At 73.4% G+C, this 23,423-nt stretch carries 21 protein-coding genes and 2 pseudogenes; 11 read left to right on the plus strand and 12 right to left on the minus strand.

All coding sequences use genetic code 11. The features are described from left to right. Nucleotides 1–127: 127 nt before the first annotated feature. Together WAB15_RS31355 and WAB15_RS31360 are read right to left on the minus strand one after the other, a co-directional pair. Complete coding sequence (locus WAB15_RS31355) at nucleotides 128–1,324, minus strand: thiolase family protein (RefSeq protein WP_407288277.1); 1,197 nt, start codon at nucleotides 1,322–1,324, stop codon at nucleotides 128–130. Nucleotides 1,325–1,418: 94 nt separating this feature from the next. Further along, nucleotides 1,419–2,540 (minus strand): DUF4349 domain-containing protein, encoded by a 1,122-nt coding sequence (locus WAB15_RS31360; RefSeq protein WP_407288278.1) that lies wholly within the window; start codon nucleotides 2,538–2,540, stop codon nucleotides 1,419–1,421. Nucleotides 2,541–2,665: 125 nt separating this feature from the next. Here WAB15_RS31360 and hemG point away from each other — a divergent pair, with 125 nt between their 5' ends. Both hemG and hemQ read left to right on the plus strand, forming a co-directional pair. Beyond that, a complete protein-coding gene (gene hemG, locus WAB15_RS31365; protein WP_399146238.1) occupies nucleotides 2,666–4,144 on the plus strand; it encodes a protoporphyrinogen oxidase in 1,479 nt (492 codons plus the stop codon). 2 nt (nucleotides 4,145–4,146) lie between these two features. Beyond that, a complete protein-coding gene (gene hemQ, locus WAB15_RS31370) occupies nucleotides 4,147–4,908 on the plus strand; it encodes a hydrogen peroxide-dependent heme synthase (protein ID WP_384431542.1) in 762 nt (253 codons plus the stop codon). A 67-nt stretch (nucleotides 4,909–4,975) separates the two neighbouring features. On the opposite strand, the gene WAB15_RS31375 is transcribed toward hemQ, so the two are convergent. The 5 genes and pseudogenes from WAB15_RS31375 to WAB15_RS31395 all read right to left on the minus strand — a co-directional run bounded on the left by WAB15_RS31375 (nucleotide 4,976) and on the right by WAB15_RS31395 (nucleotide 10,817). After that, nucleotides 4,976–6,661, minus strand: coding sequence for an alpha/beta hydrolase (locus WAB15_RS31375; RefSeq protein WP_407288279.1), 1,686 nt, complete (start codon nucleotides 6,659–6,661; stop codon nucleotides 4,976–4,978). A gap of 84 nt (nucleotides 6,662–6,745) precedes the next feature. Beyond that, nucleotides 6,746–7,543, minus strand: coding sequence for a TIGR04222 domain-containing membrane protein (locus WAB15_RS31380; RefSeq protein WP_407288280.1), 798 nt, complete (start codon nucleotides 7,541–7,543; stop codon nucleotides 6,746–6,748). Between the two features lie 112 nt (nucleotides 7,544–7,655). Then, nucleotides 7,656–8,654 (minus strand): TIGR04222 domain-containing membrane protein, encoded by a 999-nt coding sequence (locus WAB15_RS31385; protein ID WP_399146241.1) that lies wholly within the window; start codon nucleotides 8,652–8,654, stop codon nucleotides 7,656–7,658. A 5-nt stretch (nucleotides 8,655–8,659) separates the two neighbouring features. After that, a pseudogene (locus WAB15_RS31390) lies at nucleotides 8,660–9,977 on the minus strand (DUF692 domain-containing protein). 138 nt (nucleotides 9,978–10,115) lie between these two features. Continuing rightward, nucleotides 10,116–10,817 carry a LysE family translocator gene (locus WAB15_RS31395; RefSeq protein ID WP_407288281.1) on the minus strand — a complete coding sequence of 234 codons (702 nt, stop codon included), beginning with the start codon at nucleotides 10,815–10,817 and terminating at the stop codon, nucleotides 10,116–10,118. A 206-nt stretch (nucleotides 10,818–11,023) separates the two neighbouring features. Here WAB15_RS31395 and WAB15_RS31400 point away from each other — a divergent pair, with 206 nt between their 5' ends. Next, entirely contained in the window at nucleotides 11,024–12,151 is a 1,128-nt protein-coding gene (locus WAB15_RS31400) for an NADH:flavin oxidoreductase (protein ID WP_407288282.1), read from the plus strand. A gap of 242 nt (nucleotides 12,152–12,393) precedes the next feature. Here WAB15_RS31400 and WAB15_RS31405 read toward each other — a convergent pair whose 3' ends face one another. Beyond that, a complete protein-coding gene (locus WAB15_RS31405) occupies nucleotides 12,394–12,795 on the minus strand; it encodes a winged helix-turn-helix transcriptional regulator (RefSeq protein WP_407288283.1) in 402 nt (133 codons plus the stop codon). 145 nt (nucleotides 12,796–12,940) lie between these two features. Here WAB15_RS31405 and WAB15_RS31410 point away from each other — a divergent pair, with 145 nt between their 5' ends. The 4 genes from WAB15_RS31410 to WAB15_RS31425 all read left to right on the plus strand — a co-directional run bounded on the left by WAB15_RS31410 (nucleotide 12,941) and on the right by WAB15_RS31425 (nucleotide 16,746). Beyond that, on the plus strand, nucleotides 12,941–13,786 hold the full coding sequence (locus tag WAB15_RS31410) for an SDR family oxidoreductase (RefSeq protein ID WP_407288284.1): 846 nt from the start codon (nucleotides 12,941–12,943) through the stop codon (nucleotides 13,784–13,786). Between the two features lie 176 nt (nucleotides 13,787–13,962). Continuing rightward, nucleotides 13,963–14,538, plus strand: coding sequence for a hypothetical protein (locus tag WAB15_RS31415; protein WP_407288285.1), 576 nt, complete (start codon nucleotides 13,963–13,965; stop codon nucleotides 14,536–14,538). Nucleotides 14,539–14,623: 85 nt separating this feature from the next. Next, nucleotides 14,624–15,832, plus strand: coding sequence for an RNA ligase (locus WAB15_RS31420; protein WP_407288286.1), 1,209 nt, complete (start codon nucleotides 14,624–14,626; stop codon nucleotides 15,830–15,832). Between the two features lie 2 nt (nucleotides 15,833–15,834). Next, the gene (locus WAB15_RS31425; protein ID WP_399146248.1) at nucleotides 15,835–16,746 is read left to right on the plus strand and encodes an AAA family ATPase; all 912 of its coding nucleotides are present in this window, start codon (nucleotides 15,835–15,837) and stop codon (nucleotides 16,744–16,746) included. Nucleotides 16,747–16,898: 152 nt separating this feature from the next. On the opposite strand, the gene WAB15_RS31430 is transcribed toward WAB15_RS31425, so the two are convergent. Beyond that, the gene (locus WAB15_RS31430; RefSeq protein WP_407288287.1) at nucleotides 16,899–17,639 is read right to left on the minus strand and encodes a VOC family protein; all 741 of its coding nucleotides are present in this window, start codon (nucleotides 17,637–17,639) and stop codon (nucleotides 16,899–16,901) included. Nucleotides 17,640–17,787: 148 nt separating this feature from the next. Between WAB15_RS31430 and WAB15_RS31435 the strand changes: the two genes are divergently transcribed. Further along, on the plus strand, nucleotides 17,788–18,135 hold the full coding sequence (locus WAB15_RS31435) for a DUF1330 domain-containing protein (protein WP_407288288.1): 348 nt from the start codon (nucleotides 17,788–17,790) through the stop codon (nucleotides 18,133–18,135). 366 nt (nucleotides 18,136–18,501) lie between these two features. Here the strand turns inward: WAB15_RS31435 and WAB15_RS31440 are convergent. Both WAB15_RS31440 and WAB15_RS31445 read right to left on the minus strand, forming a co-directional pair. Next, nucleotides 18,502–18,885, minus strand: a pseudogene (locus WAB15_RS31440) (serine hydrolase); the annotation flags it as partial. 139 nt (nucleotides 18,886–19,024) lie between these two features. Next, entirely contained in the window at nucleotides 19,025–19,780 is a 756-nt protein-coding gene (locus tag WAB15_RS31445) for a peptidyl-tRNA hydrolase (protein ID WP_407288289.1), read from the minus strand. Between the two features lie 255 nt (nucleotides 19,781–20,035). Between WAB15_RS31445 and WAB15_RS31450 the strand changes: the two genes are divergently transcribed. The 3 genes from WAB15_RS31450 to WAB15_RS31460 all read left to right on the plus strand — a co-directional run bounded on the left by WAB15_RS31450 (nucleotide 20,036) and on the right by WAB15_RS31460 (nucleotide 21,943). Next, nucleotides 20,036–20,977: an ATP-binding cassette domain-containing protein gene (locus WAB15_RS31450; protein ID WP_407288290.1), complete on the plus strand. Its 942-nt coding sequence runs from the start codon at nucleotides 20,036–20,038 to the stop codon at nucleotides 20,975–20,977. A 14-nt stretch (nucleotides 20,978–20,991) separates the two neighbouring features. Further along, on the plus strand, nucleotides 20,992–21,660 hold the full coding sequence (locus WAB15_RS31455) for an ABC transporter (RefSeq protein WP_399146253.1): 669 nt from the start codon (nucleotides 20,992–20,994) through the stop codon (nucleotides 21,658–21,660). 85 nt (nucleotides 21,661–21,745) lie between these two features. Continuing rightward, on the plus strand, nucleotides 21,746–21,943 hold the full coding sequence (locus WAB15_RS31460) for a hypothetical protein (protein WP_399146254.1): 198 nt from the start codon (nucleotides 21,746–21,748) through the stop codon (nucleotides 21,941–21,943). A gap of 93 nt (nucleotides 21,944–22,036) precedes the next feature. Here the strand turns inward: WAB15_RS31460 and WAB15_RS31465 are convergent, their stop codons facing one another. Next, the gene (locus WAB15_RS31465) at nucleotides 22,037–23,413 is read right to left on the minus strand and encodes an alkaline phosphatase PhoX (protein WP_407288291.1); all 1,377 of its coding nucleotides are present in this window, start codon (nucleotides 23,411–23,413) and stop codon (nucleotides 22,037–22,039) included. Between the last annotated feature and the right edge of the window lie 10 nt (nucleotides 23,414–23,423).

Below are 23,423 nucleotides of genomic sequence, written 5' to 3' on the forward strand. Positions count from 1 at the left end.
GGGGCACGGCTTCCGGCAACGGGAACGAGATCGGGAACGGCAGCGGGAACGAGTCTGCCCGTGTCGCCTCATGCTGCCGTACGCGCCGTGCCGCGACCGGCAGACGTACCGGGAAGGACGCCGACCGTCAGCGTTCCATGACGAGCGCGAGCCCCTGCCCCACGCCGATGCACAGCGCCGCCAGTCCGGTGCCCGAGCCCTCGGCGGCGAGCTGGTGGGCGACCGAGCCGGCGAGGCGGGCACCGGAGGCGCCCAGGGGGTGGCCGATGGCGATGGCGCCGCCGAGCGGGTTCACCACGGACGGGTCGAGTTCGGGCCACTGGCCGATGCAGCCCAGCGCCTGGGCCGCGAAGGCCTCGTTCAGCTCGAAGGTGGCGAGGTCGGCGAAGCCGCGGCCGGACCGCTGAAGCGCGCGGCGCACCGCCTCCACCGGCCCCAGGCCGAAGAGCTGCGGCTCGACGCCGGTCACCGCGCTCGCGCGGATCCGGGCCAGCGGCTCGCGCCCGGTGGCCCGCAGGCCCTCCTCGTCGGCGAGCAGCAGCGCGGCCGCACCGTCGTTGAGCGGTGAGGAGTTCCCGGCGGTGACCGTGCCGCCGGCCGTGCGGAACACCGGCTTCAGCTTGGAGAGCGCCTCCAGGGAGGAGCCTTCGCGGATGGTCTCGTCGCGCTCCAGGTCCACGCCCGGCAGCGGCACCACCTCCGCCGCGTAGGCTCCCTCCTGCCAGGCGCGTACCGCCTTTTGATGGCTGGCCAGCGCGAAGACGTCCTGCTGCTCGCGGGTGATGCCGTGCTGATCGGCGATCTGCTCGGCGCCCTCGCCGAGCGACACCGTCCACTCCGGGCGCATCCGGGAGTTGACCATCCGCCAGCCCAGCGTCGAGGAGAACATCTCCTGATGGCCCGCGGGGAAGGCCCGTTCGGGCTTGCGCAGGACATACGGCGCACGGCTCATCGACTCCACCCCGCCGGCGACCGCGAGGTGCGCATCGCCGTGCGCGATGGCGCGGCCCGCCTGGATGACCGCCTCCAGGCCGGAGCCGCACAGCCGGTTGACGGTCACGCCGGGGACGGTGACCGGCAGCCCGGCCAGCAGTACCGCCATCCGTGCCACGTTCCGGTTGTCCTCGCCGGCGCCGTTGGCGTCGCCGAAGCAGACATCGTCGATCCGCGCCGGATCGAGGTCCGGCGTGCGGTTCACCAGGGCCTTGAGCACATGGGCGGCGAGATCGTCGGGCCGGACCCCGGCCAGCGCGCCGCCGTACCTGCCGACGGGGGTGCGTACCGCATCGACGATGTAGACATCCCGTAGGCGATGGTCGGTCATCAGGCGCTGTCCTCGCTGTCCCGGCTCGGCGGTCGACGGACGGTACGAAGATCGCCGTCCGTCGCCCCGAGTCTTTGCCCGCCGGTGTCCGCTGTCAACGGGGTCCTCGGTCACCTTCCCCGCGACCGGCCGCATCGGACGCGGTCGGGGCGGCGGCCGCACCGGTCCGCTCGGACGTCTCCGGGGCCTGGTCGGCGCCGTCCGCCGGCACCGGGCCGCCGCCGGTGCCGGCCGTGCGCCGCCGGACGCGCGAGGCGCCCGGCAGCCGGTCGCGGACCAGCCGCCACAGGACGTACAGCAGCGCCGCGGTCACCGCGAACGGCAGCACCGCGCCGATCGCCACCAGCACCCAGCGCAACGCCGCCTTCCAGGCCTGCCAGCCACCGGACAGCGCGCCCGAGAAGGACGCCGGCTCCTCCGGGGCACCGGACACCTCGGCGTCCGGCTGCCGCAGCAGCAGCGTGACGGTGGCCATCCCGGTCCGCTCCTTGAGCGACTTCAGCTCGGCCTCCAGCGACTCCAGACTGGACTCCCGGGTGCTCAGCTCCGACTCCAGCGAGACGATGTCGCTGATCGTCGTCGCCTTCTCCATCAGCGCCCGGACCCGCGACACGCTCGCCCGCTGGGACTTGATCCGGCTGTCGACGTCCACCACCTGGTCGGTGACGTCCTTCGCCGAGACCTCGCGGGAGAGCAGCTTGCCGAGCCCGGACAGCCGCCCCAGCACCGCGTCGTACTCCTCGGGCGGCACCCGCAGCACGATCCGCGAGCGGTCGTGCCCCTGCGGGTCCCGGTCGGTGGTCTCGTCGGCCGCGTAGCCGCCCGCGCCGTCGACCGCCGCCCGCGCCCGTGCCAGCCCCGCCGCGACGTCCTTGGTCTGCACGGTGAGGGTGGCGGTCCGGATGATCTGCGAGGGGGCGACCCTCGGTGCCTTGCCGCCGCGCTCGCCCGGGCGGGCGGCGCCCTCCGCCGCCCCGCCGCCGGCCGTCCGGCCGTCCGCCGCCCGGCTCGGTGCGACCGCCCCCTTAGGGGCCGCCGCGTCGCCGGCCGCGGACTCGCCGCTCGACGCGCTGCACCCGGCGACCACCACCGACGCGGCCAGCAGCACCCCCGCGACGGCGGCTCCCCGGGCCCGCACCCGCCTCGCCGGTGCCGCCGCCCGTCCCGCCTCCCGCCGTCGGCCGGCCGGACCCCCGTCTCGCTTCGCTCGCCGCATGAACGCTCCCCGTCTAAGTGGCGTGCCGATGTTGCTCTTTCGACGGTCCGCCGCCGGCCGCGGTTGCCGTCCGCGGATCGCGATCCGGTCACGGTCGCCTCGGCGCGCTCTGAGAGAGTGGAGGCATGAGCGCAGCGCACACCGTTCCGGGCGGCGAGCCCGGCAGCACCGGCCACGTGGTCGTCATCGGAGGAGGCATCTCCGGACTGGCGGCGGCGCACCGCCTCCTCGACGGCGGAGCCCGGGTGACCGTCCTGGAGGCGTCGGACCGGCTGGGCGGCAAACTGCGCGCGGGCGATATCGCGGGCGTTCCGGTCGACCTGGGCGCCGAATCGATGCTGGCCCGACGGCCGGAGGCGGTCGACCTCGCCCGCGCCGTCGGGCTCGGCGACCGGCTCCAGCCGCCCACCACCGCCAGCGCCCGGCTGTGGTCCCGCGACGCGCTGCGCCCGATGCCCAAGGGGCATGTGATGGGAGTCCCCGGGGACCTCGCGCCGCTCGCCGCCTCCGGTGTGATCTCCCCGGAGGGGCTGGCCCGTATCGAGGAGGACGCCCGGCTGCCGCGCACCGAGGTCGGCGAGGACGTCGCCGTCGGCGAGTACGTCGCTCGCCGCCTGGGCCGCGAGGTCGTCGACCGGCTCGTCGAGCCCCTGCTGGGCGGGGTGTACGCGGGCGACGCCTACAAGATCTCGATGCGCGCCGCCGTCCCCCAGCTGTTCGAGGCCGCGCGGGGCAGCCGTTCGCTGCTCGACGGGGTACGCGGCATCCAGGCGCGAGCCGCCGCCGCGACCCACGTGACCGGTCCCGCCGCGACCGGCTCCACCCAGGACAAGCCGGTCTTCATGGGCATCGCCGGCGGCATCGGGACGCTGCCGGGCGCGGTGGCCGACGCCGTGCGCGCCAAGGGCGGCGAGATCCGCACCGACGCGCCGGTCACCGCCGTGGCGCGGACGGCCGACGGCTGGCGCCTCGTGGTCGACGGGACGCCGCTGCTCGCGGACGCCGTCGTCCTCGCCGCACCCGCACCCGCCGCGGCCCGGCTGCTCGCCGCCGTCAGCAAGCCCGCCGCCGCCGAGCTGGGCGCCGTCGAGTACGCCTCGATGGCGCTGGTCACCATGGCCTTCCGCCGCGCCGACCTGGAGCGGCAACTCACCGGCAGCGGCTTCCTGGTGCCGCCCGTGGACGGCCGCAAGATCAAGGCCGCCACCTTCGCCGGCAACAAGTGGGGCTGGATCGGCGACGCCGACCCGGACCTCTTCGTCCTGCGCACCTCCCTCGGCCGCTACGGCGACGAGGAGGACCTGACGCGCGAGGACGCCGAGCTGATCGCCTTCTCGCGGGCCGACCTGCGGACCGCGGTCGGGCTGACCGCCGCGCCGGTCGCCGCGAAGGTCACCCGCTGGGCCGGCGGGCTGCCCCAGTACCCCGTCGGGCACCTGGCCCGGGTGGCCCGCATCCGGCACGCCGTCGCGCGGCTCCCGGGCCTGCGGGTGTGCGGCGCGCTCTACGAAGGCGTCGGCATCCCGGCCTGCATCGCCTCGGCCCGCAAGGCCGCCGACGACATCCTGGACACCCTGCGGCCGCACGCCCGGCCCGGCGAGTGAGAATGGACGACATGACAGACGCTTCCACCCCCGCATCCGCACCGCAGACGCCCGCGGCGCCCGAGAAGGCCCCGAACGCCGGCAAGAAGGCCAAGGACCTCAACGAGGTCATCCGCTACACCCTGTGGTCGGTGTTCAAGCTGCGCGACGTCCTCCCCGAGGACCGCAGCGGCTACGCAGACGAGGTCGAGGAGCTGTTCGCGCAGCTCTCCGCCAAGGACGTGGTGGTCCGCGGCACCTACGACGTGTCCGGCCTGCGCGCCGACGCCGACCTCATGATCTGGTGGCACTCGGAGAGCTCGGACGCCCTGCAGGAGGCGTACAACCTCTTCCGCCGCACCCGGCTCGGCCGCACGCTGGAGCCGGTGTGGTCGAACATGGCACTGCACCGCCCCGCCGAGTTCAACAAGTCGCACATCCCGGCCTTCCTCGCCGACGAGCAGCCGCGCGCCTACGTGAGCGTCTACCCCTTCGTGCGCTCCTACGAGTGGTACCTCCTCCCCGACGAGGACCGCCGCCGGATGCTCGCCGACCACGGCAAGATGGCCCGCGGCTTCCCCGACGTGCGCGCCAACACCGTGCCGTCGTTCTCGCTCGGCGACTACGAGTGGGTGCTCGCCTTCGAGGCCGACGAGCTCTACCGCATCGTCGACCTGATGCGTCATCTGCGCGGCTCCGAGGCGCGGATGCACGTCCGCGAGGAGATCCCGTTCTACACCGGGCGGCGCAAGCCGGTCGCCGAGCTGGTCGCCGGCCTGGCCTGACCCGTTCCGCACGGCACTGTGGGCCGCCCCCAGGGGACGGCCCACAGCGCTGTCCACGCGGTCCGCGCTACTTCCCGGGCCGGGCGCCCGACCGCGCCAGCTGCGCCCGGTTCGCCTGCTGGCCCGGCACCGGCTCCGCGTGCGGCGCGCAGTACACCCGGTGTGCCGGGATCTTCCCGCGCACCAGGTAGTCCTCGGCGTACTTGCTCACACAGGCGTTCTCGCCGAACGCGATGCCGTGGGTGCCCGAGGCGTTCTCGGTGACCAGCGACGAGCCGGGCAGCCGCCGCTGCAGCTCCACCGCGCCCTTGTACGGGGTCGCCGCGTCCCGCTCGGCCGCGAGCAGCAGCACCGGCGGCAGCGCACCCGGCTCGGTGTGGATGTCGAGCGGTCCGTGCGTCCCCAGGAGCAGGTCGTCCAGCCCGGTCCCGGTGGCGTGGCCGGCGGTGTCCAGCAGCTCCTGCGCCGGACCCTGTTCCGCGGACTCGGCTCCGGCCGGCTCCGACTCCGAGTGCTCGGGCCAGAAGGCGCACGGCAGGTTCATCCAGGCGTTGTCCCAGGTCTCGAACGGCGCGATCCGCGCGATGTCGCTGTTGTCCCGGTCCCAGGTCTGCCACGAGCGCGGCCAGTGCGCGTCATTGCACTCCACCGCGGTGTAGACGGCGTTGGCGTTCTCCTCGTCCTTGGCGGTGCGGGCCTGGGGCATGGCCTGGGAGACCAGCTGCTTGGGGTCGCCGTGCAGGTAGTCCGAGAGCGCCTCGGCGCGCAGCGGCCAGAAGGCGTCGTTGTAGCCGGTCTTGAGGTACGCCGCCTGCAGCTGGCCGGGGCCGATCTTGCCGTTGACCGGGTGGCGGCGCAGCTGCGTGACGGCCTTGTCGTACGACCGCTGCACCTCCTGCTTGGACGTGCCGAGGTGGTAGTGGTGGTCGTGCTTGGCGACCCAGCGCAGCCAGTCGCCCCACCGGCGCTCGAAGGCGATGGACTGGTCGAGGTTGTTGCGGTACCAGATCTGCTGGGGCGCGGGGTTGACCACGCTGTCGAAGATCATCCGCCGGACGTGGCCGGGGAAGAGCGTCGCGTAGACCGCACCGAAGTACGTCCCGTACGAGGCGCCCATGAACGTCAGCCGCTTCTCGCCGAGCGCGGCCCGCAGCATGTCCAGGTCGCGGGCGTTGTTGACGGAGTTGTAGAACGGCAGGTCCGCCCCGGCCCGGCGGGCGCAGCCGCGGGCGTACTTCTTCGCCTCGGCCACCTTCTTGCGCTTGAAGGCCGCGTCGGGGTGCGGCCGGCTGTCGGTCGGCGCCTTGGCGAACTCCTCGGGGTCCTGGCAGGACAGCGGCGCCGAGCGGCCGACGCCGCGTGGCGCGTAGCCGACGAAGTCGTAGGCGCGGGCCAGCTTGTTCCACTTGGGGAGCCCGCCGTAGAGGGGGAACTCCAGGCTGGACGCGCCGGGGCCGCCGGGGTTGAAGACCAGGGAACCCTGCCGCTCGTCGGGCGCGGTGGCGCGGATCCGGCTGACCGTGAGGTGGATCTTCTTGCCGTCCGGCCGCGCGTAGTCGAGGGGGACGGTGAGCTTGCCGCACTCGACGGTCGACGGCAGATGCTCCACCGGCGCGCACCGGCCGAAGTCGATGCGGTGTGCCACGGGCGCCGGCGGTGCGCCGGACGCGCGCGGGGCGCTGCCCGCCGGGGCGGTGGCGACGGCGGTCACGATCAGCGATCCGATCGTGCCGTACAACGCAAGTGCTCTCACTGGCCGTCCCTTCGTGTGTGCATACAAAAGGGATAGTTGAGGGGGGCAATGCCGATGTAAAGCACATGGTGCCGGTGTCGGACGCTATGCCCCGGAAGAGTGGAGCGCGGCGCGCAGGCTGGGGTCGGTGAGAGCCATGGGGCCGTGCAGCGCGAGCCTGGTGAGTGAGGGCGAAGTGGCAGGGGAGCTGGGGGAGCCGGCGGCGGGCAGTCGCCGTTCGCCCGCGTCGGTGGCCCAGTCGCCGTACGGATACAGCTCGAAGCGGGCCACGGCCAAGGTGCCGAGGGTGAGGATCAGCGGGAGCGCGAACCAGCCCAGCGCCTGCCCGGTCTCAGCGTCGGAGGGCGCCATCCAGTAGCTCGCCGCGGCGGACAGCACCACCAGCAGGGCGGCGGCCCGCACCTGCCGGACCGCGCCGCGGATGCCCGGCCGGGCCCCCTCGGGCAGCGCGAGCCCGTCGGCCACCAACCGGTCGGCCACCGCCCGCACCGCCTCGTCGGCGACCAGTGCCTGGCGCACCGCGGGTATCGGGCGCTGCCCGTCGGGCCCTATGGCGGTGAGCGTGGCGCGCTCCACGGAGTCGTGGCCGACCGGGTCGACGACGGTGGCCCAGCCGGTGTGGGCGAGCAGCAGCCGCCGCTGCTGAGCCATCAGCACCAGCACCACATCGGCGAGCCGCTGCGGACCACCGGAGAGGTAGGCCATCTCGTACAGGGTCAGGCCGGGCTTGGACCCGTCCGCGGCGGCCGGATCCGACGCGGGGCCGGGGGCCGGCCGCGGGGCCGGCCCGGAGATGCGGGCGGAGACGACCGCCGCGCGGCAGACCCGCGCACAGGAGAGCACCGCCGCCACACAGGCGACAAGGAGGAACAGGAGCCACATATGCACAGTTCATACGGGAGGTTCCGTCCCGAACGCCACGGATTTACTCCGCATGTGAGGCACCGCACGCGCGGCCACCCGCTCCGCACACGCGGTCACCGCCCCCCGCGTGTCAGCTGCCGCCGCAGCCGCCCCCGCCCCCGCAGCTCGAACCCCCGCCGCAGGACGAGCCGCCGCTCGAACCGCCCCCGCACGACGCCCCCGCGCCGCAGGACGAACCACCGCTGCCGCACCCGGACCCCGAGCCGCCGTCGGACCCACCGCACCAGGAGGCGTCGCCCCCGGAGCCGCAGGACGACGAACCGCCGGACGACGAGGACCCGCCGCCCGAGGCGGCGGCCGCGGTGGCCCGCTGCGCCTCCTCGAACTGCTGCCGCAGCAGCTCGTCCACGATCAGCGCCGTACCCCCCAGCGCCACCACCTGCGCGGCGGGCTGCCAGGCACCGCCCACGCCGCCCTGCGAGCCGGCCGACTGCGCGGTGCGCAGCGCCACCGACCCCGCCTTGGTGATCCGCTTGCGCAGCGCCGTCCGGCACAGCGCACCCACCACCACGCCGCCGATCAGCGCCGGCGCGATACGGAAGACCACCGGCGCCTCGTACCCGTCGTCCCCGCCCGTCCCGGCGATCGAGAACACCACCGCGGCGGCGAACAGCACCGCGCACGCCGTCATCTGCGCGCGCGCCCACCGGCGCCGGCCCCGCCCCAGCCGCGGCGGGCGCAGCAGCCCGCGGGCCGCCAGCCGGTCGCCGACGCCCTGGACCGCCGGGCTGCGCATCGCCTCGATACGGACCGCGGCCAGCGCCCCGCCGGGCGTCCGCAGGACCGCGTCCACCACGGCCGCCTCGACCGCGTCACGGGCGGCGGCACCGCGTACGGTCACCACGCCCGGCCCGCCCACCGCCAGCAGCCCGTCCTCGTGCATCCCGGCCACCGCGGCGTCCACCACCCGCCCGGGGCCGCCGGCGAGGAACGCCGCCTCCCACACGTTGTGCGTCAGCGCGTCCCCCCTGGTGGCCGACGGCGTCCGCAGCCGCACCGCCACCGTGCCGAGGACGAGCAGCAACGACGAGACGCCGACCGCGGCGTACACCCACTGTGTGAAGGACATCGCGGTCACCTCCGGCCCCATATGTCGCGCACGGCGCGCGCCAGGCGGGCCGCGGGCCGGGCGGACGGCGGTCTGGGGCCCGCGCGATCGCGCCACCAGCGTGTCAACAGCTGCCGCGCGGCCGGGTCCTGGGGACGGTCCTGGGCCAGCAGATGCGCCGCGAAGTCCAGCGCGTCCTGGCGGTAGCCGCCGGCCATCGGCCGGTTCCGGGCGTAGTCGGCGAACGCCTCCCGGTAGCCCGCGCCGAGGATCTCGGGCAGCTCGGGTGCGACCTTCGCGACCACCGCGGCGCGCTTGGCGGTCAGCGCCCGGCTCTGCACCCGCAGCCGGGTGCGGTCGAAGCCCTCGGGCGCCGGCGTCCCGGCGACCAGCGCGGACAGCAGCGCGGTCTGCGCCAGCGCCAGCCGCTGCCGCGCCGCGTCGGTGCCGGTCGCCCGGTCGGTGCCCGGGCCGGGGCGCGTCATGGTGTCCGGTACGGGCTCAAGCCGCCTGCGCATGACGGGCCTCCTTCAGCACGGTGCGGATCGCGTCGAGTTCACCGGCGAGCTCCCCGCCCTCGGGGAAGTCCTCATCGCGCTCCAGCAGCACACCGGGCGGGGCGGTCCGGGCACACAGCTCCGCCAGCACGTCCAGCACCGGCCGGGTCACCGGATGGGCATGGCTGTCGTGCCACACCCCGTCCCGCTCCACCCCGCCCGCGACATGGACGTACGCGATGGCCTCGACCGGCAGTTCGTCGAGCGCGACCGCCGGGTCCTCGCCCCGGTTGACGTGGTTGGTGTGCAGGTTGGCGACGTCGATCAGCAGCCGCACCCCGGTCCGCTCGACCAGCTCGGACAGGAACTGGCCCTCGGTGAACTCCTCGCCCGGCCAGTTGACCAGCGCGGCGATGTTCTCCAGGGCCAGCGGCACCGGCAGCGCGTCCTGGGCGATCCGGACGTTCTCGCAGAGCACGTCCAGCGCGTCGCGGGTGCGCGGTACGGGCAGCAGATGCCCGGCCTCCATCAGCGGCGAGGCGGTCAGCGGCCCGCCGGCCCGGACGAACGCGATGTGCTCGGTGACCAGCGGCGCGCCCAGCGCCTCGGCGCGTTCGGCGAGCGCGGTCAGGCGGCCGGCGTCGGGGCGGTCGGCGCCGCCGAGGCCGAGCGAGACCCCGTGCGGCACGACGGTCGTGCCGCGCTCGCGCAACTCCCGCAAGGCGTCCGGCAGATGGCCCGGGCAGATGTTCTCCGCCACGACCTCGACCCAGTCCACCCCGGGCAGCTCCGCGATCTCCGCGGCGATTTCCGGCCGCCAGCCGATTCCCGTACCAAGGCGCTCCATGCGCTCCATGGCTCCCCCTCTCGCTCCGTGGTCGGGGTACTCATGGCCCCCTCAACAGGGGCCAAACCCTGTACCGGCCGAGTTCAGAGGTTGATTTGAGCTTCCCGCGCGCCCCCGCCGGCGCCCCCCCCGCGGCAGTCAGCGGGCGGTCTCGAACCCCACCGCGGCGCCCAGCGCCAGCAGCATCCCGCCGGTGGCCTGATCCAGCCTCCGCCGTACGCGCGGACGCTGGAAGACGGCCCGCGCCCGGTGGACCGCGAGCGCGACGCCGCCCAGCCACAGCACGCCCAGTGCGGCATGGACGGTGACCAGTAGCAGTGTGGTGGCGACCACCGGCGCACCGTGCGGGATGAACTGCGGCAGCAGCGACATATAGACGACCCCGACCTTGGGGTTGAGGACATTGGTCAGCAGACCGGTACGGAACGCGCCCAGGGGCGTCGCAAGCGCGTCCTTCGTCGCGCCGGCGGCCTGTGCCTGCCCCCCGCCCGCAGCCGTTTCCCGCCCCGTGCCCTGCCCCGGGCCCGTCGTCTCCGTGCGCCCGGCCGTCCGTCCCCGCCGGGCACTGCGCAGCGCCCGCACCCCGAGCCACATCAGATACAGCGCACCGGCCAGCCCCAGGACGCGGTACGCCGTCTCCGAGGCCGACAGCATCGCGGTCAGCCCGATCGCGCCGGCCAGCCCCCACACGAAGCATCCGGTGGATATGCCCAGCGCGCTGCACAGCGCGGCGCGCCGCCCCGAGCCGAGCGCGGTCCGCAGGACCACCGCGAAGTCGGGGCCGGGGGAGATGGTCAGCAGCGCGGCCACGGTGGTGAACCCGAGAAGTGAGGCAATCATGGGCCAACAGTACGGTCTGGCCCGAAACTTCCGCCCTCACGGGGCCGTCGCCTTGAGGACGGCCGTACGGTCCCGGCACCCGGCGCGTGTCCGGGATCACAGCCGGGTTCGCCGGGCGGTCGGAATGCCTCGGCAGCCGCCCTGGTTGGCAATGCACGCATTCGATGCATGTGCACATACCGACCGGTACCTACAAGGAGCACTCCGTGACCGTCACCGCGTCCTCCGCCTCCCGCGCGGCGGAAATCCTGTCCCGACCCGTCGCGCTGAACGGCCTGACCGTTCCGAACCGTATTGCGATGGCGCCGATGACGCGCATGTTCTCCCCGGGCGGCGTCCCCGGTGAGGACGTGCGGTCGTACTACGCCCGCCGCGCCGCCGCAGGTGTGGGGCTGATCGTCACCGAGGGGACCTACGTCGGCCACGAGTCGGCCGGGCAGAGCGACCGTGTGCCGCGGTTCCACGGCGAGGAGCAGCTGGCGGGCTGGGCGCAGGTCGCCGAGGCCGTGCACGCGGCGGGCGGCACGATCGTGCCGCAGCTGTGGCACATCGGCATGGTGCGCAAGCAGGGCGACCCGCCCTTCGCCGACGCCCCCGCCGTCGGCCCCTCCGGCATCCGTGTCGACGGCACCGAGGGCGGCGGCAAGGCGATGACCCGGAGCGATCTGGACGAGGTCGTCGGCGCCTTCACCGAGGCCGCCGCGGCCGCCGAGCGCATCGGCTTCGACGGCGTCGAACTGCACGGCGCCCACGGCTACCTCCTCGACCAGTTCCTGTGGGCGGGGACGAACCGCCGCACCGACGCGTACGGCGGCGACCCCGTCGCCCGTACGAAGTTCGCCGCCGAGATCGTCGCCGCGGTCCGCGAGACCGTCTCGCCCGACTTCCCGGTGATCTTCCGCTACTCGCAGTGGAAGCAGGAGGCCTACGACGCGCGGCTCGCCGAGTCCCCGGAGGGGTTGGCGGCGATCCTGGCCCCGCTCGCCGAGGCCGGCGTCGACGCCTTCCACGCCTCCACCCGCCGCTACTGGCTCCCGGAGTTCGAGGGCTCGGACCTGAACCTGGCGGGCTGGACCAAGAAGCTCACCGGCCGCCCCACCATCACTGTCGGCTCGGTCGGCCTCGACGGCGACTTCCTCCGCGCGTTCGCGGGCGAGGGCGCCGGGATCGGCAGCATCGACAACCTCCTCGACCGCCTGGAGCGCGACGAGTTCGACATGGTCGCCGTCGGCCGCGCCCTGCTCCAGGACCCGGAGTGGGCGACGAAGGTCCTGGCCGGCCGCTTCGACGAGCTGAAGCCGTACGACGCGGCGGCGCTGAAGACGCTGAACTAGGGGGCGTCCCCCGGGCCTCGCCGGCGTACTGGACGACGCACCTAGATCGCCATGTATGATCATGGTGCAACTCCGGCCCGCGGGCGGGAGTCACGCGTCTGTGGTCCAAGGAAAGACGTCCACCAACCGGTGGGAGATGCAGGTGCAAGGCCTGCCGGGCGCTCCACAAAGGGTCCCTTCCTCGCTTGAGGAAGGGACCCTTCCTTGTTGTTCCCGTGCCTCTGCCTCCCGGTCGCCGCCCGCTATCGGGCCGCGTCGGCGTCGTCGTAGTCGCGCCGGGCCTGCTCGACCTCGTCCAGGTGGCCGGCGCCCCACTCGGCGAGCTGTGCGAAGAGCGGGGCGAGGCTGCGCCCGAGGTCGCTGATCTCGTACTCGACGCGCGGGGGGACCTCCGGGTGGTACGTGCGCACCACCAGGCCGTCGCGTTCCAGTTGCCGCAGCCGCTGGGTCAGCACCTTCGGCGTGATGTCGGTGATCCGCCGTTCGAGCTCGACGAAGCGCTGGCGTCCGTGCGCATGGAGCGTCCACAGGATCGGCGTGGTCCAGCGGCTGAACACCATGTCCACCACCGGGCTGATGGGGCAGGCGAGTCGAGGATCGGCCCCGATCGACGCCGTCCAGGTCGCACCGCCGGCCATGTGCATCCCCTCGGGGTAGTCACTTTCCTCTAGGTACCTACTGTACGGCCGCTGTTAGCGTCCTCCCGTCGCCCGGGGAACAACCCTTCGGGGCGCTTTCGCCCACTCGGGCATCGACGACCAACCATGCGGAAAAACAAGGGAGTTGCTCATGATCGTGGTGACGGGTGCGACCGGCAACGTAGGCCGATCGCTCGTACGGGCCCTGGCGGAAGCCGGAGAAGAGGTGACCGCGACCTCCCGGGGGATCTCGGCGCAGGACGTCCCGGAGGGCGTCCGGCATCGAAGGGCGGACCTCATCGACGCGGAGAGCCTCCGGGGCGTCTTCGACGGCGCCGACGCGGTGTTCCTGCAGAACGGCGGTCCCAGCGCGCACCTGCTGAGTACGCCCGACATCCTCGACGCGGCCAAGGCCGGCGGCGTCGAACGGGTGGTGCTGCTGTCGTCCCAAGGAGTCGCGACCCGGCCGCAGTCGGCCTCGCACGCGGGCACGGCGGGTGCCATCGAGGACGCGGTCCGCCAGTCCGGCCTGCGGTGGACGATCCTGCGGCCCGGCGGCTTCCACTCCAACGCCTTCGCCTGGGCCGAGTCGGTCCGGGACCGGCGGACCGTCGCCGCCCCGTTCGGCGACGTCGGCCTGCCCACCATCGACCCGAGCGACATCGCCGAGGTCGCCGCCGCGGCACTGCGCGAGGACCAGCACCTGGGGCGTACGTACGAGTTGACCGGCCCCGCCCTCACCACGCCCCGGCAGCGCGCCGCGGCGCTCGGTGCCGCACTCGGCGAGCCCGTTCGGTTCATCGAGCAGACCCGCGAGGAGGCCCGCGCGGACATGCTGCGGTTCATGCCCGAGCCCGTCGTCGACACCACGCTGACCATCCTCGGCGAACCCACCTCCGCCGAGCAGCACCTCACCCCCGACACCGCACACGTCCTCGGCCGCCCGCCCCACACCTTCGCCGACTGGGCACGGCGGCATGTCGCGGCCTTCCGTTAGACCTCGGTCTGTCGGCCCATCCCCGACTCCACCGTTCGGCGGAGGGCATTCCTTCTGGGGAGCGACGCCCGACGAAGCGGCTGGGAGGACCGTGGAGAGCAGCAGGGACGGGGAACTCGCCCCTGCCGCACCGATTCCGATCCCTCGCATCGCCCCTTGGAGCAAGCATGCCCGCAATGCGTCGTCCCTTTGTCCTGGCCGCCACCGCGCTCGCCGCGTGTACGGCGACCGCGCTGACCCTGGGTACACCGGGGCCGGCCGCAGCCGTCGACAGCGGGCCCAAGGTCGCCCGGCACACCGTCGAGGAACCCGCGCTCAAGGGCTCCGCCAAGTTGAAGCGCCAGCCCGGCGACAACGTGCACTTCACCATCGACGCCCATGGCTTCGCCGATCAGGCGCGCGGCACGTTCCGCGTCAGCCATTACTTCGGCAAGGACTGGGGCGGCTACTTCAAGGGCCGTGTCGACTGCCTGCTGACCGGCGGCCCGGTCGCCGTCGCCACCGGCATCGTGACGGAGTCGCACTTCAAGAACACACCGGGTATGCCGGAGATCGGTGATCTGAAGGGCAAGCGCTTCGGCTTCACCGTGCTGGACAGCGGCAGGAACGACCGTCTCGGCTACAGCTGGGCCATGGACGGCGTGCCGAAGAAGAGCGTCGGCAAGTGCCTGGGCTCCGCCCCCTTCGAGACCCTGGAGAAGGGCGACTTCAACGTCGACCACTGGATGCCGCCCCGCCCCGCCGCGGGATGATCCACCGCCTGGCATCAATTCGCTGTTCACCGGGCCTCCCGCAGACCAGAATCGAGGGTCACTACCAGGAGGAACCGAGAAGAGTATGAGCCAGGCGACCCCGACCCTTCACGAGCTGCTGCCGCCGCAGGAGCTGACGGCCGCCCTCGATGCCGGGCACGTCACCCGCAAACGGCATCCCGAACTGCCGCTGTCCCTCTACACGTACACCAGGACGGCCCAGTACGAGCGGGTGTGGAACAGGGTGACCATGCGCTGCCGCGGTCTGGTCGCCGACGACGCCACCGGAGAGATCGTCGCGCTTCCGCTGCCCAAGTTCTTCAACGTCGGTGAGCACGAGGCGGGTCAGCCGTACGCGCCCGCCCTCCCGGACGAGCCGTTCGAGGTGTACGACAAGGTCGACGGCAGCCTCGCGGTGATCTTCCACTACGCCGACCGCTGGCACGTCGCGTCCAAGGGCTCGTTCATCAGCACCCAGGCGACCTGGGCCCAGCGGCTGCTCGACGGCAAGGACACCTCCGCCCTGGTGCCCGGCATCACCTATCTCGCCGAGATCCTCTACCCGCAGAACCGCATCGTCGTCGACTACGGCGACCGCCGGGACCTGGTGCTGCTCGCCGCCCTCGCCAAGGACGGCAGGGAAATACCCCTGGCCGACGCCGCGGCGTGCTGGCACGGCATAGGCTCGGTCGTCACCGTCTGGCCCGCTGTGCCGCTCGCCGAACTGCTCGCCCTGGCCGCGGACAACCAACTGCCCGGTGGCGGCGCCGCCACCGGCACGAACGCCGAGGGCTTCGTGCTGCGCTTCGCCTCGGGCGTACGGGCCAAGGCCAAGCTCGCCGAGTACGTACGGCTGCACAAGGTGCTCACCGGCGTGACGGAGCGGGACATCTGGCGCGGCCACGGCATCCAGCGCTTCGCCGCTCTGCCCGCCAAGCAGGTGTCCCAGGCGCTGGGTTGCTCGCCGGCCGACATCGAGGCGTCCGGCGGCCGTCCCCTGGACGCGCTGCTGGAGCAGGTGCCCGACGAGTTCGACGCCTGGGTGCACGAGGTGATCGCGCGGATCGAGAAGAACGTGGCCGACCGCGAGCACGCGATCGACGAGGCGTACCGGTCCCTGGCGCACCTCGCCGGCGATCGCGGCGCCTTCGCCCGCGCCGTGCGGGCGCTGCCCGACGCGGCCGTCCGCCCCGCCATGTTCCAGCGCCTGGACGGGCGTCCCACCGAGCTGGTGACGTACCGTTCCTTCCGGCCGGAGGCATCCGACCCCTTCAAGAACGACGAGGAGAACTGACCGTGCCCGAAGTACACGTCATGACGGGGCTCCCGGCCTCGGGCAAGACGACCGCCGCGCGCAAGTTGCAGGCGGAGTCCGAGGGCCGGATGCGTCGGGTGAACCTCGACGACCTGCGGACCATGCTCGACATTCCGGCACCCGAGCGCCGGTCCTATGCGCACGAGCAGACCGTGCTGGCGATCCAGGACGCGGCGGTACGGGCCGCCGTCGACGACGGCTTCGACGTCGTCGTGGACAACACGCACCTGACGCCCCACATCCCCAAGCGCCTGAAGGCCGCCGTGGCCGGACAGGCCGCCTTCGTCGTGCACGACTTCACCGACGTCCCGGTCGAGGAGTGCATACGGCGCGACGCCGAGCGCGACCGCACGGCCGGTGAGGACATCATCCGGCTCCTGGCCGACAAGCACGCCAAGGCCCGGCAGGGCGGCTGGCGGCTCACCGCGGAGTGGTTCAACGACGAGGTGGCGGTCGAGTCGTACGCCGCCGACCCGGCCCTCCCGGCGGCGGTGATGTGCGACATCGACGGCACGCTCGCCATCAGGGGCGACCGCGGCCCCTACGACTTCTCCCGCTGCGGCGAGGACCTGCTCAACGTCTCCGTGCGCGACGCCCTGCGCTCCTTCCAGCGCGCCGACCAGGACGTCATCGTCCTGCTCTCGGGGCGCGGCGAGGAGCACCGCCGGCAGACCGAGGAGTGGCTGCGCCGGCACGACGTCCCCTACGACGAGCTGTGGATGCGCGCCGCCGGCGACGGTCGTCGTGACGACGTCGTGAAGGCCGAACTCTTCGACCGCCACGTCCGCCACCGCTTCGCGGTACGCGTCTCCCTGGACGACCGCGACCGCGTCGTCGCGGTCTGGCGCCGGATGGGCCTGCCGACCTGGCAGGTCAACTACGGCAACTTCTGAGCGACGCTCACTGGATCACGGGCACCAAGGTCGACGTCACCGGCGGCGTCACCCTGTAGCAACCGCAACGCGAAGGCCGTGCCCGGGTCCGGGGAACACCGCATGCCCGAGCACACAAGGCTCACCTGTCGGGGTGTCGTCGAGGCTCCGCGTCAGGACGGGGCGAGGACGCAGAACTCGTGGCCCTCCGGATCGGCCAGGCACGTCCACGGGACGTCGCCCTGGCCGAGGTCGAGGTCGGTGGCGCCGAGGGCCCGCAGCCGGTCCACCTCCGCCGCTTTGTCGTCACCGGGGTACGGCAGCAGGTCGAGATGGACCCGGTCCGGCACGGTCTTCACGCCGGGCGTGCGGAGGAACTCCAGATACGGACCGACGCCCTTGGCGGAGCGCAACACCGCCTGGTCGTCGGTCACCTCGTGCAGGGTCCAGTCCATCGCCTCGCCCCAGAACCGGGCCATGGCCCGCGGATCCACGCAGTCGACCACCACCGCGGCGATCGGCCCGGTGTCCCGGTAGATCTCCCGAGGCTCCAGTACGCAGAACTCGTTGCCCTCGGGGTCGGCGAGGACCGTCCACGGCACGTCGCCCTGGCCCACGTCGACGGGCGTCGCACCGTGCGCCTTCAGGCGTGCGACCAGCTCCGCCTGATGGGCCGCAGAGGTGGTGGCGAGATCGAGGTGCACACGGTTCTTCGTCGTCGTCTTGGCTTCCGGGACGGGAACGATGTCGATGCAGACGGCGACCGGGTCCGGCCAAACGGGACCGCCGGCGGGTCCGACGTAGGTGGTCACGCCGGGGTTGTAGGCACTCCAGCCGAGCGCCTCCGCCCAGAACCGGCCGACCGCCGAGCCGTCGAGAGCCTTGATGTTCACCTGAACAGGTCGCAGTGCCATGCCGGCGATCCTATGTACCCGCTCGGCAACGGCAGCCGCACCGTCGCCGAACGGCGACTCGTGCGAAGCCACCGCCGCGGATGCGGCCGCGTGCCATGATCGTCGGCGTAACGGAGCCCAACCGAACCGGACCGAACGGAAGGACGCCATGCCCGCCTACGCCATAGCTCATCTGCAGGAGGCCGCTCCGCACCCGGAGATCGCCGAGTACATCGAGCGCATCACCGCGACCTTCGAGCCGTACGGCGGCCGCTTCCTCGTGCACGCGTCGCAGCACGAAGTGAAGGAGGGCGGCTGGCCCGGGCACGTCGTGCTGATCGGCTTCCCCGGGATCGCCGAGGCGCGGGGCTGGTGGGACTCGCCCGCGTACCAGGAGATCGCACCGCTGCGCTCGCGGCACATCAAGGGCGACATCATCCTGGTCGACGGCGTCCCCGAGGGCTACGACCCGAACACCACCGCGCAGGCGATGCGGGAGGCCATGTCGGCCGAGTAGGTCTCCAGTCCCGGGACGCGGGCCGGGACCCGCACCCTGGGGCCGGGGGACGAGGTCGCTTCGGGTGGGCCGGTGGGGCCGGCTCCGATATTCGGTGGGGTGCCTACCGGCCCTCCGGCATGATCGGTGCCCATGACCCCCGCCCTCGACGTCATCCTCCGAGCCGCCGGTCCGATCGGCGCTGTCGGCACACGCGACCACCGCTACCTCCGCACCCCTGCCTCCGTACCCCGGCCGCGTCTGTGACCAAGGTGTATTGAAGGCGTGGTTTCAGCGGCACAGGGCCGTGTCCACGACACTCTCCACGCGCCTCATGGTCGTCTTCCTGGGTGGCTGGATGGTCACCGCGACGTTGGCGGCGCGGCCGTCGTCGGTCACGCCGGCCGCACCGACCAGCTGCAGTACGACCACCGCGGTGAAGGTCTTGGTGTTGCTGCCGATCCGCACCTGGCCGTCCCTGGGCACCTTCGAGCCGGTGGCCAGGTCGCCGACCCCTGCGGTGTAGGTACGGGCGTGGCCGTCGTGGTTCTTGACGCTCGCCAGCGCGGCGGGCAGGCCGTCGGTGTGCACCAGCGCGTTCAGGCCCTGCTGGACGGTGTCCGGTCTGGCGGCGGCGGACGCCGCGGGCGGCGCCAGGGCACCCATCGTCATGATGCCGCCGGCCACCGCGACCGCGACCGGCGCGGCTCTGCGCCGACCGCCCCGCTGCCGTCCGGAGGAGCGGAACCTCTGCCGTAACTGCGCTCGCACGGGTCAACTCCTGTGGAATCGTTGGGAGACCTGCGGTGTGTGCCAGGCCCAACGTTTCCGGACGCGGTCGCGCGGGGCGATCCTGCTGACCACCCGGCTCCGGGTAGGGCTACCCCCACGTACGCTCGCCCGTTGGTCCCTACGGCCGTCGTCCGCCTGGGAGAGGGCAAAAACGGCTGCCCCCTTCGGCTGCAACGGTCTTCCCGGGGGCGATCTCCGTGAAGCCCGCATCGTGCACCACGGGCAGGCCGCTGCGGGTCAGCGCCTCCCAGTGCGTACGGTCCGCGGACCGTACGGCCAGCGGGAACCCCGCCGCGCGCCAGGACGCCCGCTCCTCCTCGGACAGCTCCCACCATGCCAGCTGGGCGCCATGCCCGACCTGCGCCATCTCCTTGCCCGCCGACATCTGCAGCTCGGGGTTGAGCCACAGCACCGGCAGCCCCTCAGCCGGCGCCTCCGGCGGCTTCGGGTCGTCCAGCTCCGTGCCCGAGACCTGGAGCCGCGCCAGGTCCTTCGGCCAGCCGTCCAGCGGCACCGGCGGATAGACCCGCACCTCGGCGCGGTCGCCGCTGACCGTGATGCCCGGCAGCGCCTCGGCCCGCCGCCACTCCGCGCCGCGCGCCCGCCGCACCACCTTCCGGATCCGGGCGTCCTGCCAGGCCCGCACCGCCTCGGCCCACTCGCCGTCCCCGGCCGACCGCTCGTCCGACAGCAGCATCAGCACCGCCCGCGCGGCCGTCTCCAGCGCGTCCGTACGCGCCGGCGGCTCGGCCCGCTCGATCCGCGCGACCAGCGGCAGCACGAACTGCGGCGCCGCGTCCCGGTCGGTCTTTGTCTGCTGGAACGGGCTGCTGGAGCTGCTGCCGGACTGCCCGGCGGTCTCGGTGCTGGTCACCCGACCAGTCTGCCAGCCGCCACCGACAACGCCGGCGCGGGCCTCGCGGCCGGTGAGGCCGGTACGGGGCGGGCCGTCCGTACTGGGCGGCGGCCAACTGCGCCCCACGGGCCCCGGGTTGACGCCGTACGCGGCTGAGCCCGGCGCGTACCCGCAGGCGCACCGGGCGGCCGCTCCGGCTACCGTCGGGACGGCACGGCGGCGGAGGTAGCCGGCGGCGGGGGAAGCCGGCGGCGGGGGAAGGCGGCGGAGCGGATGAGGCTGGACGGGGTGGGGCGGCGCTACGGGGTGCGTGGCCCCTGGGTGCTGAAGGATGTCGATCTCGACGTGCCCGTGGGAGCGCTGCTGCGCGTCGAGGGGACCAACGGCAGCGGAAAGTCCACCCTGCTGCGGCTGTTCGCCGGTATCGACCGCCCCAGTACCGGGCGGATCACCGGCCGGCCGCGCAGCGCCTACGTCCCCGAGCGCTTTCCGGCCGCCATGCCCTTCACCGCCGTCGGGTACCTCACCCACCTCGGCCGTATCCACGGCGTACCCGGCTCGGAAGCGGTCCGCCGTGCCACCGAGTGGCTCGAACGCTTCGGCGCCGCCGGGCACGCGCATACGCGGCTGGCCGAGCTGTCCAAGGGGACCAGCCAGAAGGTCGCGGTCGCCCAGGCGCTGCTCGGCGAGCCCGAACTCCTCGTCCTGGACGAGGCATGGACCGGCCTGGACCGCGGCGCACGCGAGGTTCTCGACCGCGCCGTCGCCGAGCGGGTCGCGGCCGGCGGCACCGTCGTCTTCGTCGACCACGACCCGCACCGGTGGGCCGGCGCGGCCGACGCCCGCTATCGGGTCGTGGAGGGGCGGCTGCTGCCCCAGGAGGAGAGCGGTGGGCCCGCCGCCGGCGCGGCGGCGGCGAGCGGTCGGCGGGTGGTCATCGACGTGGCGGGCCCACCGGGGAGCGTGCCGACGCCTGAGGGGGCGGCGGCGCTGCCCGGTGGAGGATCCGGGCAGCCCGGTGGGCCGGCACGGCTTCCCGGCGGACCGGAGATCGCTCCGGGACCGGACGGCACGATCCGGCTGACGGTCGCGGCCGCCCACTCCGACGCCCTGCTGCGGGCCCTGCTCTCCGACCGTCCGCCCTGGCACATCCGCTCGGTCACCCCGGCCCCGGGCCCGGCCGAGACCCCCGCCCCGTCCGCCCCGACTCCCTGAAGAGGCCCTTCCCTGTGATCGCGCTCCTCCGCTACCAGGCCGCGCTGCTCATCGGCTCGCACCGCTGGCTGCCGCCGGTCATCTGCTACGCCGCCTTCCTGGCCATCGGCGTCCAGAGCGGCGGCCCGATCCTGGACGCGTTCGGCTACGCCGCGGGCGGCCTGCTGCCCGTGGCGGTCTGGCTCACCCGGATCTGTGTCACCAACGAGCCGCCGGCCGCCCGGAACTGCGCCGCGGCCGCCGCCGGACCCGGCCGGGTGCACCTGGCCTGTGTCCTCACCGCGGCCGGTGCCGGGACGCTGCTCGCGCTGCTGGGTACGGCGGCGGCCGTGCTGCTGTCCGACCCGCGCTCCACCGACCACCACGTGGCCGTCCCGGTCCTGCCCGCGGCCGCCGCGGGGCTGCTCGCCGCGCTGGCCTGCCTGCTGATGGGCACCGCGATCGGCGCACTGTGCAACTGGCCGGTCCTGCGCAGCCCCGCCTGGAGCATCCCGGCGGGTCTCACCGCCGCACTGCTCCTGCTCGTCCTGGGCGCCTCGCCCGCCAACGCCGCCGTCACCGGTCTGGTCACCGGCTCCGTCCACGGCACGATCAGCACCCCCTGGCTCCCGCTCGCCCTCACCTTCCTGATCGCGGCCGCTGCCACGGCCGCCGCCTGCGCCCTCAGCTCCCGCCGCAACTGACCCGCACGGGGCCCGCGCCGCAACGGCCGCTGCCGCTCCCTACGGGCTTGCCCGGCCGGGGAGGCGCAGGCGTACGCTCGGCACCATGCCAGGCACCGACGACCACCCGACCACCACCGCGGGCACGACCACGAGCGCCGCCGAGGACACGACCGCCCCCGCGCCCCGAGCCGACTGCCTGCACTGCGGCCGTCCCACCGAGTATCCGGTCGACCGCCCCGGCATCGTGCTCTGCCCGGTGTGCGAATGGCAGGAGGCCCAGCGCTCCGCCTGCTCGGGGTGACCGGGCGCCGCGCGGTCGCCACAAGGACGCCGCGACGCGACCGGCCACCCCGTGGTCGGCCGGGTGTCGCCCTGTCGGGGGCGTCCCGCCGCGTCAGTGCTGCCAGGGCCCGGTCACCGCGAACGTCGTTCCCGGTGTGTAGCAGTTGACGTACATCGTGCGGTGGTCGGGGGAGAAGGTCACGCCGGCGAATTCGCCCCACTCCGGCTTCTGCGGGGTGCCGATGTTCTGCCGGCCGCGCGCCATCGCGTAGACCTCGCCGTGCCGGGTGAGGCCGAAGACGTGCTGGGCGCCCTCGCCGTCCTCACAGACCATCAGGCCGCCGCTGGGCGCCAGGCAGATGTTGTCGGGGGACTCGCCGGGGAGCTGCAGATCGGTGTCCGGCCCGAAGACGACGACCTGGGTCAGGCGCCGCCGCTTCGGGTCGTACTTCCAGACCTGGCCGTAGTGGTCCGCCGCCGAACCGTCGGCGCGGTGGGCGAAGCTGGAGACGAAGTAGACGCAGCAGCCGCCCCAGTAGCAGCCCTCCAGCTTCTGGGCGTGGGTGATGCCCTGGGGGCCGAAGTCCTGGAAGCGGATGGGGGTTTCGCGGGCGAGCGGGTCGGGGACGTCCACCCACTCGACGCGGTCGAAGGTGGTGCCGGGCTCCTGGATGGTGGACAGGTCCGGCACTCCTGGGACGCGCAGCGCCTGCAGCCGGCCGCCGGCCCGGAGCGAACCGCGCCCGCCCATCGGCTTCTTCGGCAGAAAGCGGTAGAAGAGCCCGAACGGCTTCTCGAAGGCGTCCTCGGTCTCGTAGACCGTGCCGGTGCCGGGGTCCACGGCGATCGCCTCGTGCTGGAAGCGCCCCATGGCGGTCAGCGGGACGGCTCCGGTGCGCCGGGGGTCGTACGGATCGACCTCGAAGATGAAGCCGTGGTCCTTGGTGTAGTTCTCATCGCCGGCCCGGAACTCGGTCTCCTCGCAGGTCAGCCAGGTGTTCCACGGGGTGTGGCCGCCCGCGCAGTTGGTGGAGGTACCGGCGATGGCGACCCGTTCGGAGCGCACGGTGTTGTTCCGGTCGAGCTCCAGTGCCGTGCAGCCGCCCTCGCCACCGGGGTCGTACGTCAGGTCGGGGACCCGGGGGACGGCGGAGCGGGAGCCGGTTCGGTTCTCGTGGTTGCGGACCAGATAGGTGCCGCCGTGGCTGCCGGGAGAACCGGGGAAGGCAGCCATACCGTCGCAGTTGCTCGGCACCCTGCCCTCCCCGGAGGGCAGCGGGTCGCCCTCCTTGGAGAGGACCTTGTACCGGAAGCCCTTGGGCAGATCGAGCAGACCGGCCGGATCCGGGACCAGCGGGCCGTAGCCGCGCCGCCCCATGCCCTGGGCGGTCGCGGTCCCGGCGAAGACCTCGGTGACGTTCCCGGAGAAGGCGAGGGAAACCCCCAACGCACCGGCTCTCGTCAGCATCTGACGTCGTGTCGCAGACATGGGCAACTCC

The sequence above is a fragment of the Streptomyces sirii genome (genome assembly GCF_045690365.1).
GTDB lineage: Bacteria > Actinomycetota > Actinomycetes > Streptomycetales > Streptomycetaceae > Streptomyces > Streptomyces sirii.

Bases quoted from the DNA above. Each gene is read 5' to 3' on its own strand.
- WAB15_RS31355 (WP_407288277.1), bottom strand. From the start codon at position 1,324: ATGACCGACCATCGCCTACGGGATGTCTACATCGTCGATGCGGTACGC.
- WAB15_RS31360 (WP_407288278.1), bottom strand. From the start codon at position 2,540: ATGCGGCGAGCGAAGCGAGACGGGGGTCCGGCCGGCCGACGGCGGGAG.
- hemG (WP_399146238.1), top strand. From the start codon at position 2,666: ATGAGCGCAGCGCACACCGTTCCGGGCGGCGAGCCCGGCAGCACCGGC.
- hemQ (WP_384431542.1), top strand. From the start codon at position 4,147: ATGGACGACATGACAGACGCTTCCACCCCCGCATCCGCACCGCAGACG.
- WAB15_RS31380 (WP_407288280.1), bottom strand. From the start codon at position 7,543: ATGTGGCTCCTGTTCCTCCTTGTCGCCTGTGTGGCGGCGGTGCTCTCC.
- WAB15_RS31385 (WP_399146241.1), bottom strand. From the start codon at position 8,654: ATGTCCTTCACACAGTGGGTGTACGCCGCGGTCGGCGTCTCGTCGTTG.
- WAB15_RS31395 (WP_407288281.1), bottom strand. From the start codon at position 10,817: ATGATTGCCTCACTTCTCGGGTTCACCACCGTGGCCGCGCTGCTGACC.
- WAB15_RS31405 (WP_407288283.1), bottom strand. From the start codon at position 12,795: ATGCACATGGCCGGCGGTGCGACCTGGACGGCGTCGATCGGGGCCGAT.
- WAB15_RS31410 (WP_407288284.1), top strand. From the start codon at position 12,941: ATGATCGTGGTGACGGGTGCGACCGGCAACGTAGGCCGATCGCTCGTA.
- WAB15_RS31415 (WP_407288285.1), top strand. From the start codon at position 13,963: ATGCGTCGTCCCTTTGTCCTGGCCGCCACCGCGCTCGCCGCGTGTACG.
- WAB15_RS31420 (WP_407288286.1), top strand. From the start codon at position 14,624: ATGAGCCAGGCGACCCCGACCCTTCACGAGCTGCTGCCGCCGCAGGAG.
- WAB15_RS31430 (WP_407288287.1), bottom strand. From the start codon at position 17,639: ATGGCACTGCGACCTGTTCAGGTGAACATCAAGGCTCTCGACGGCTCG.
- WAB15_RS31435 (WP_407288288.1), top strand. From the start codon at position 17,788: ATGCCCGCCTACGCCATAGCTCATCTGCAGGAGGCCGCTCCGCACCCG.
- WAB15_RS31450 (WP_407288290.1), top strand. From the start codon at position 20,036: ATGAGGCTGGACGGGGTGGGGCGGCGCTACGGGGTGCGTGGCCCCTGG.
- WAB15_RS31460 (WP_399146254.1), top strand. From the start codon at position 21,746: ATGCCAGGCACCGACGACCACCCGACCACCACCGCGGGCACGACCACG.
- WAB15_RS31465 (WP_407288291.1), bottom strand. From the start codon at position 23,413: ATGTCTGCGACACGACGTCAGATGCTGACGAGAGCCGGTGCGTTGGGG.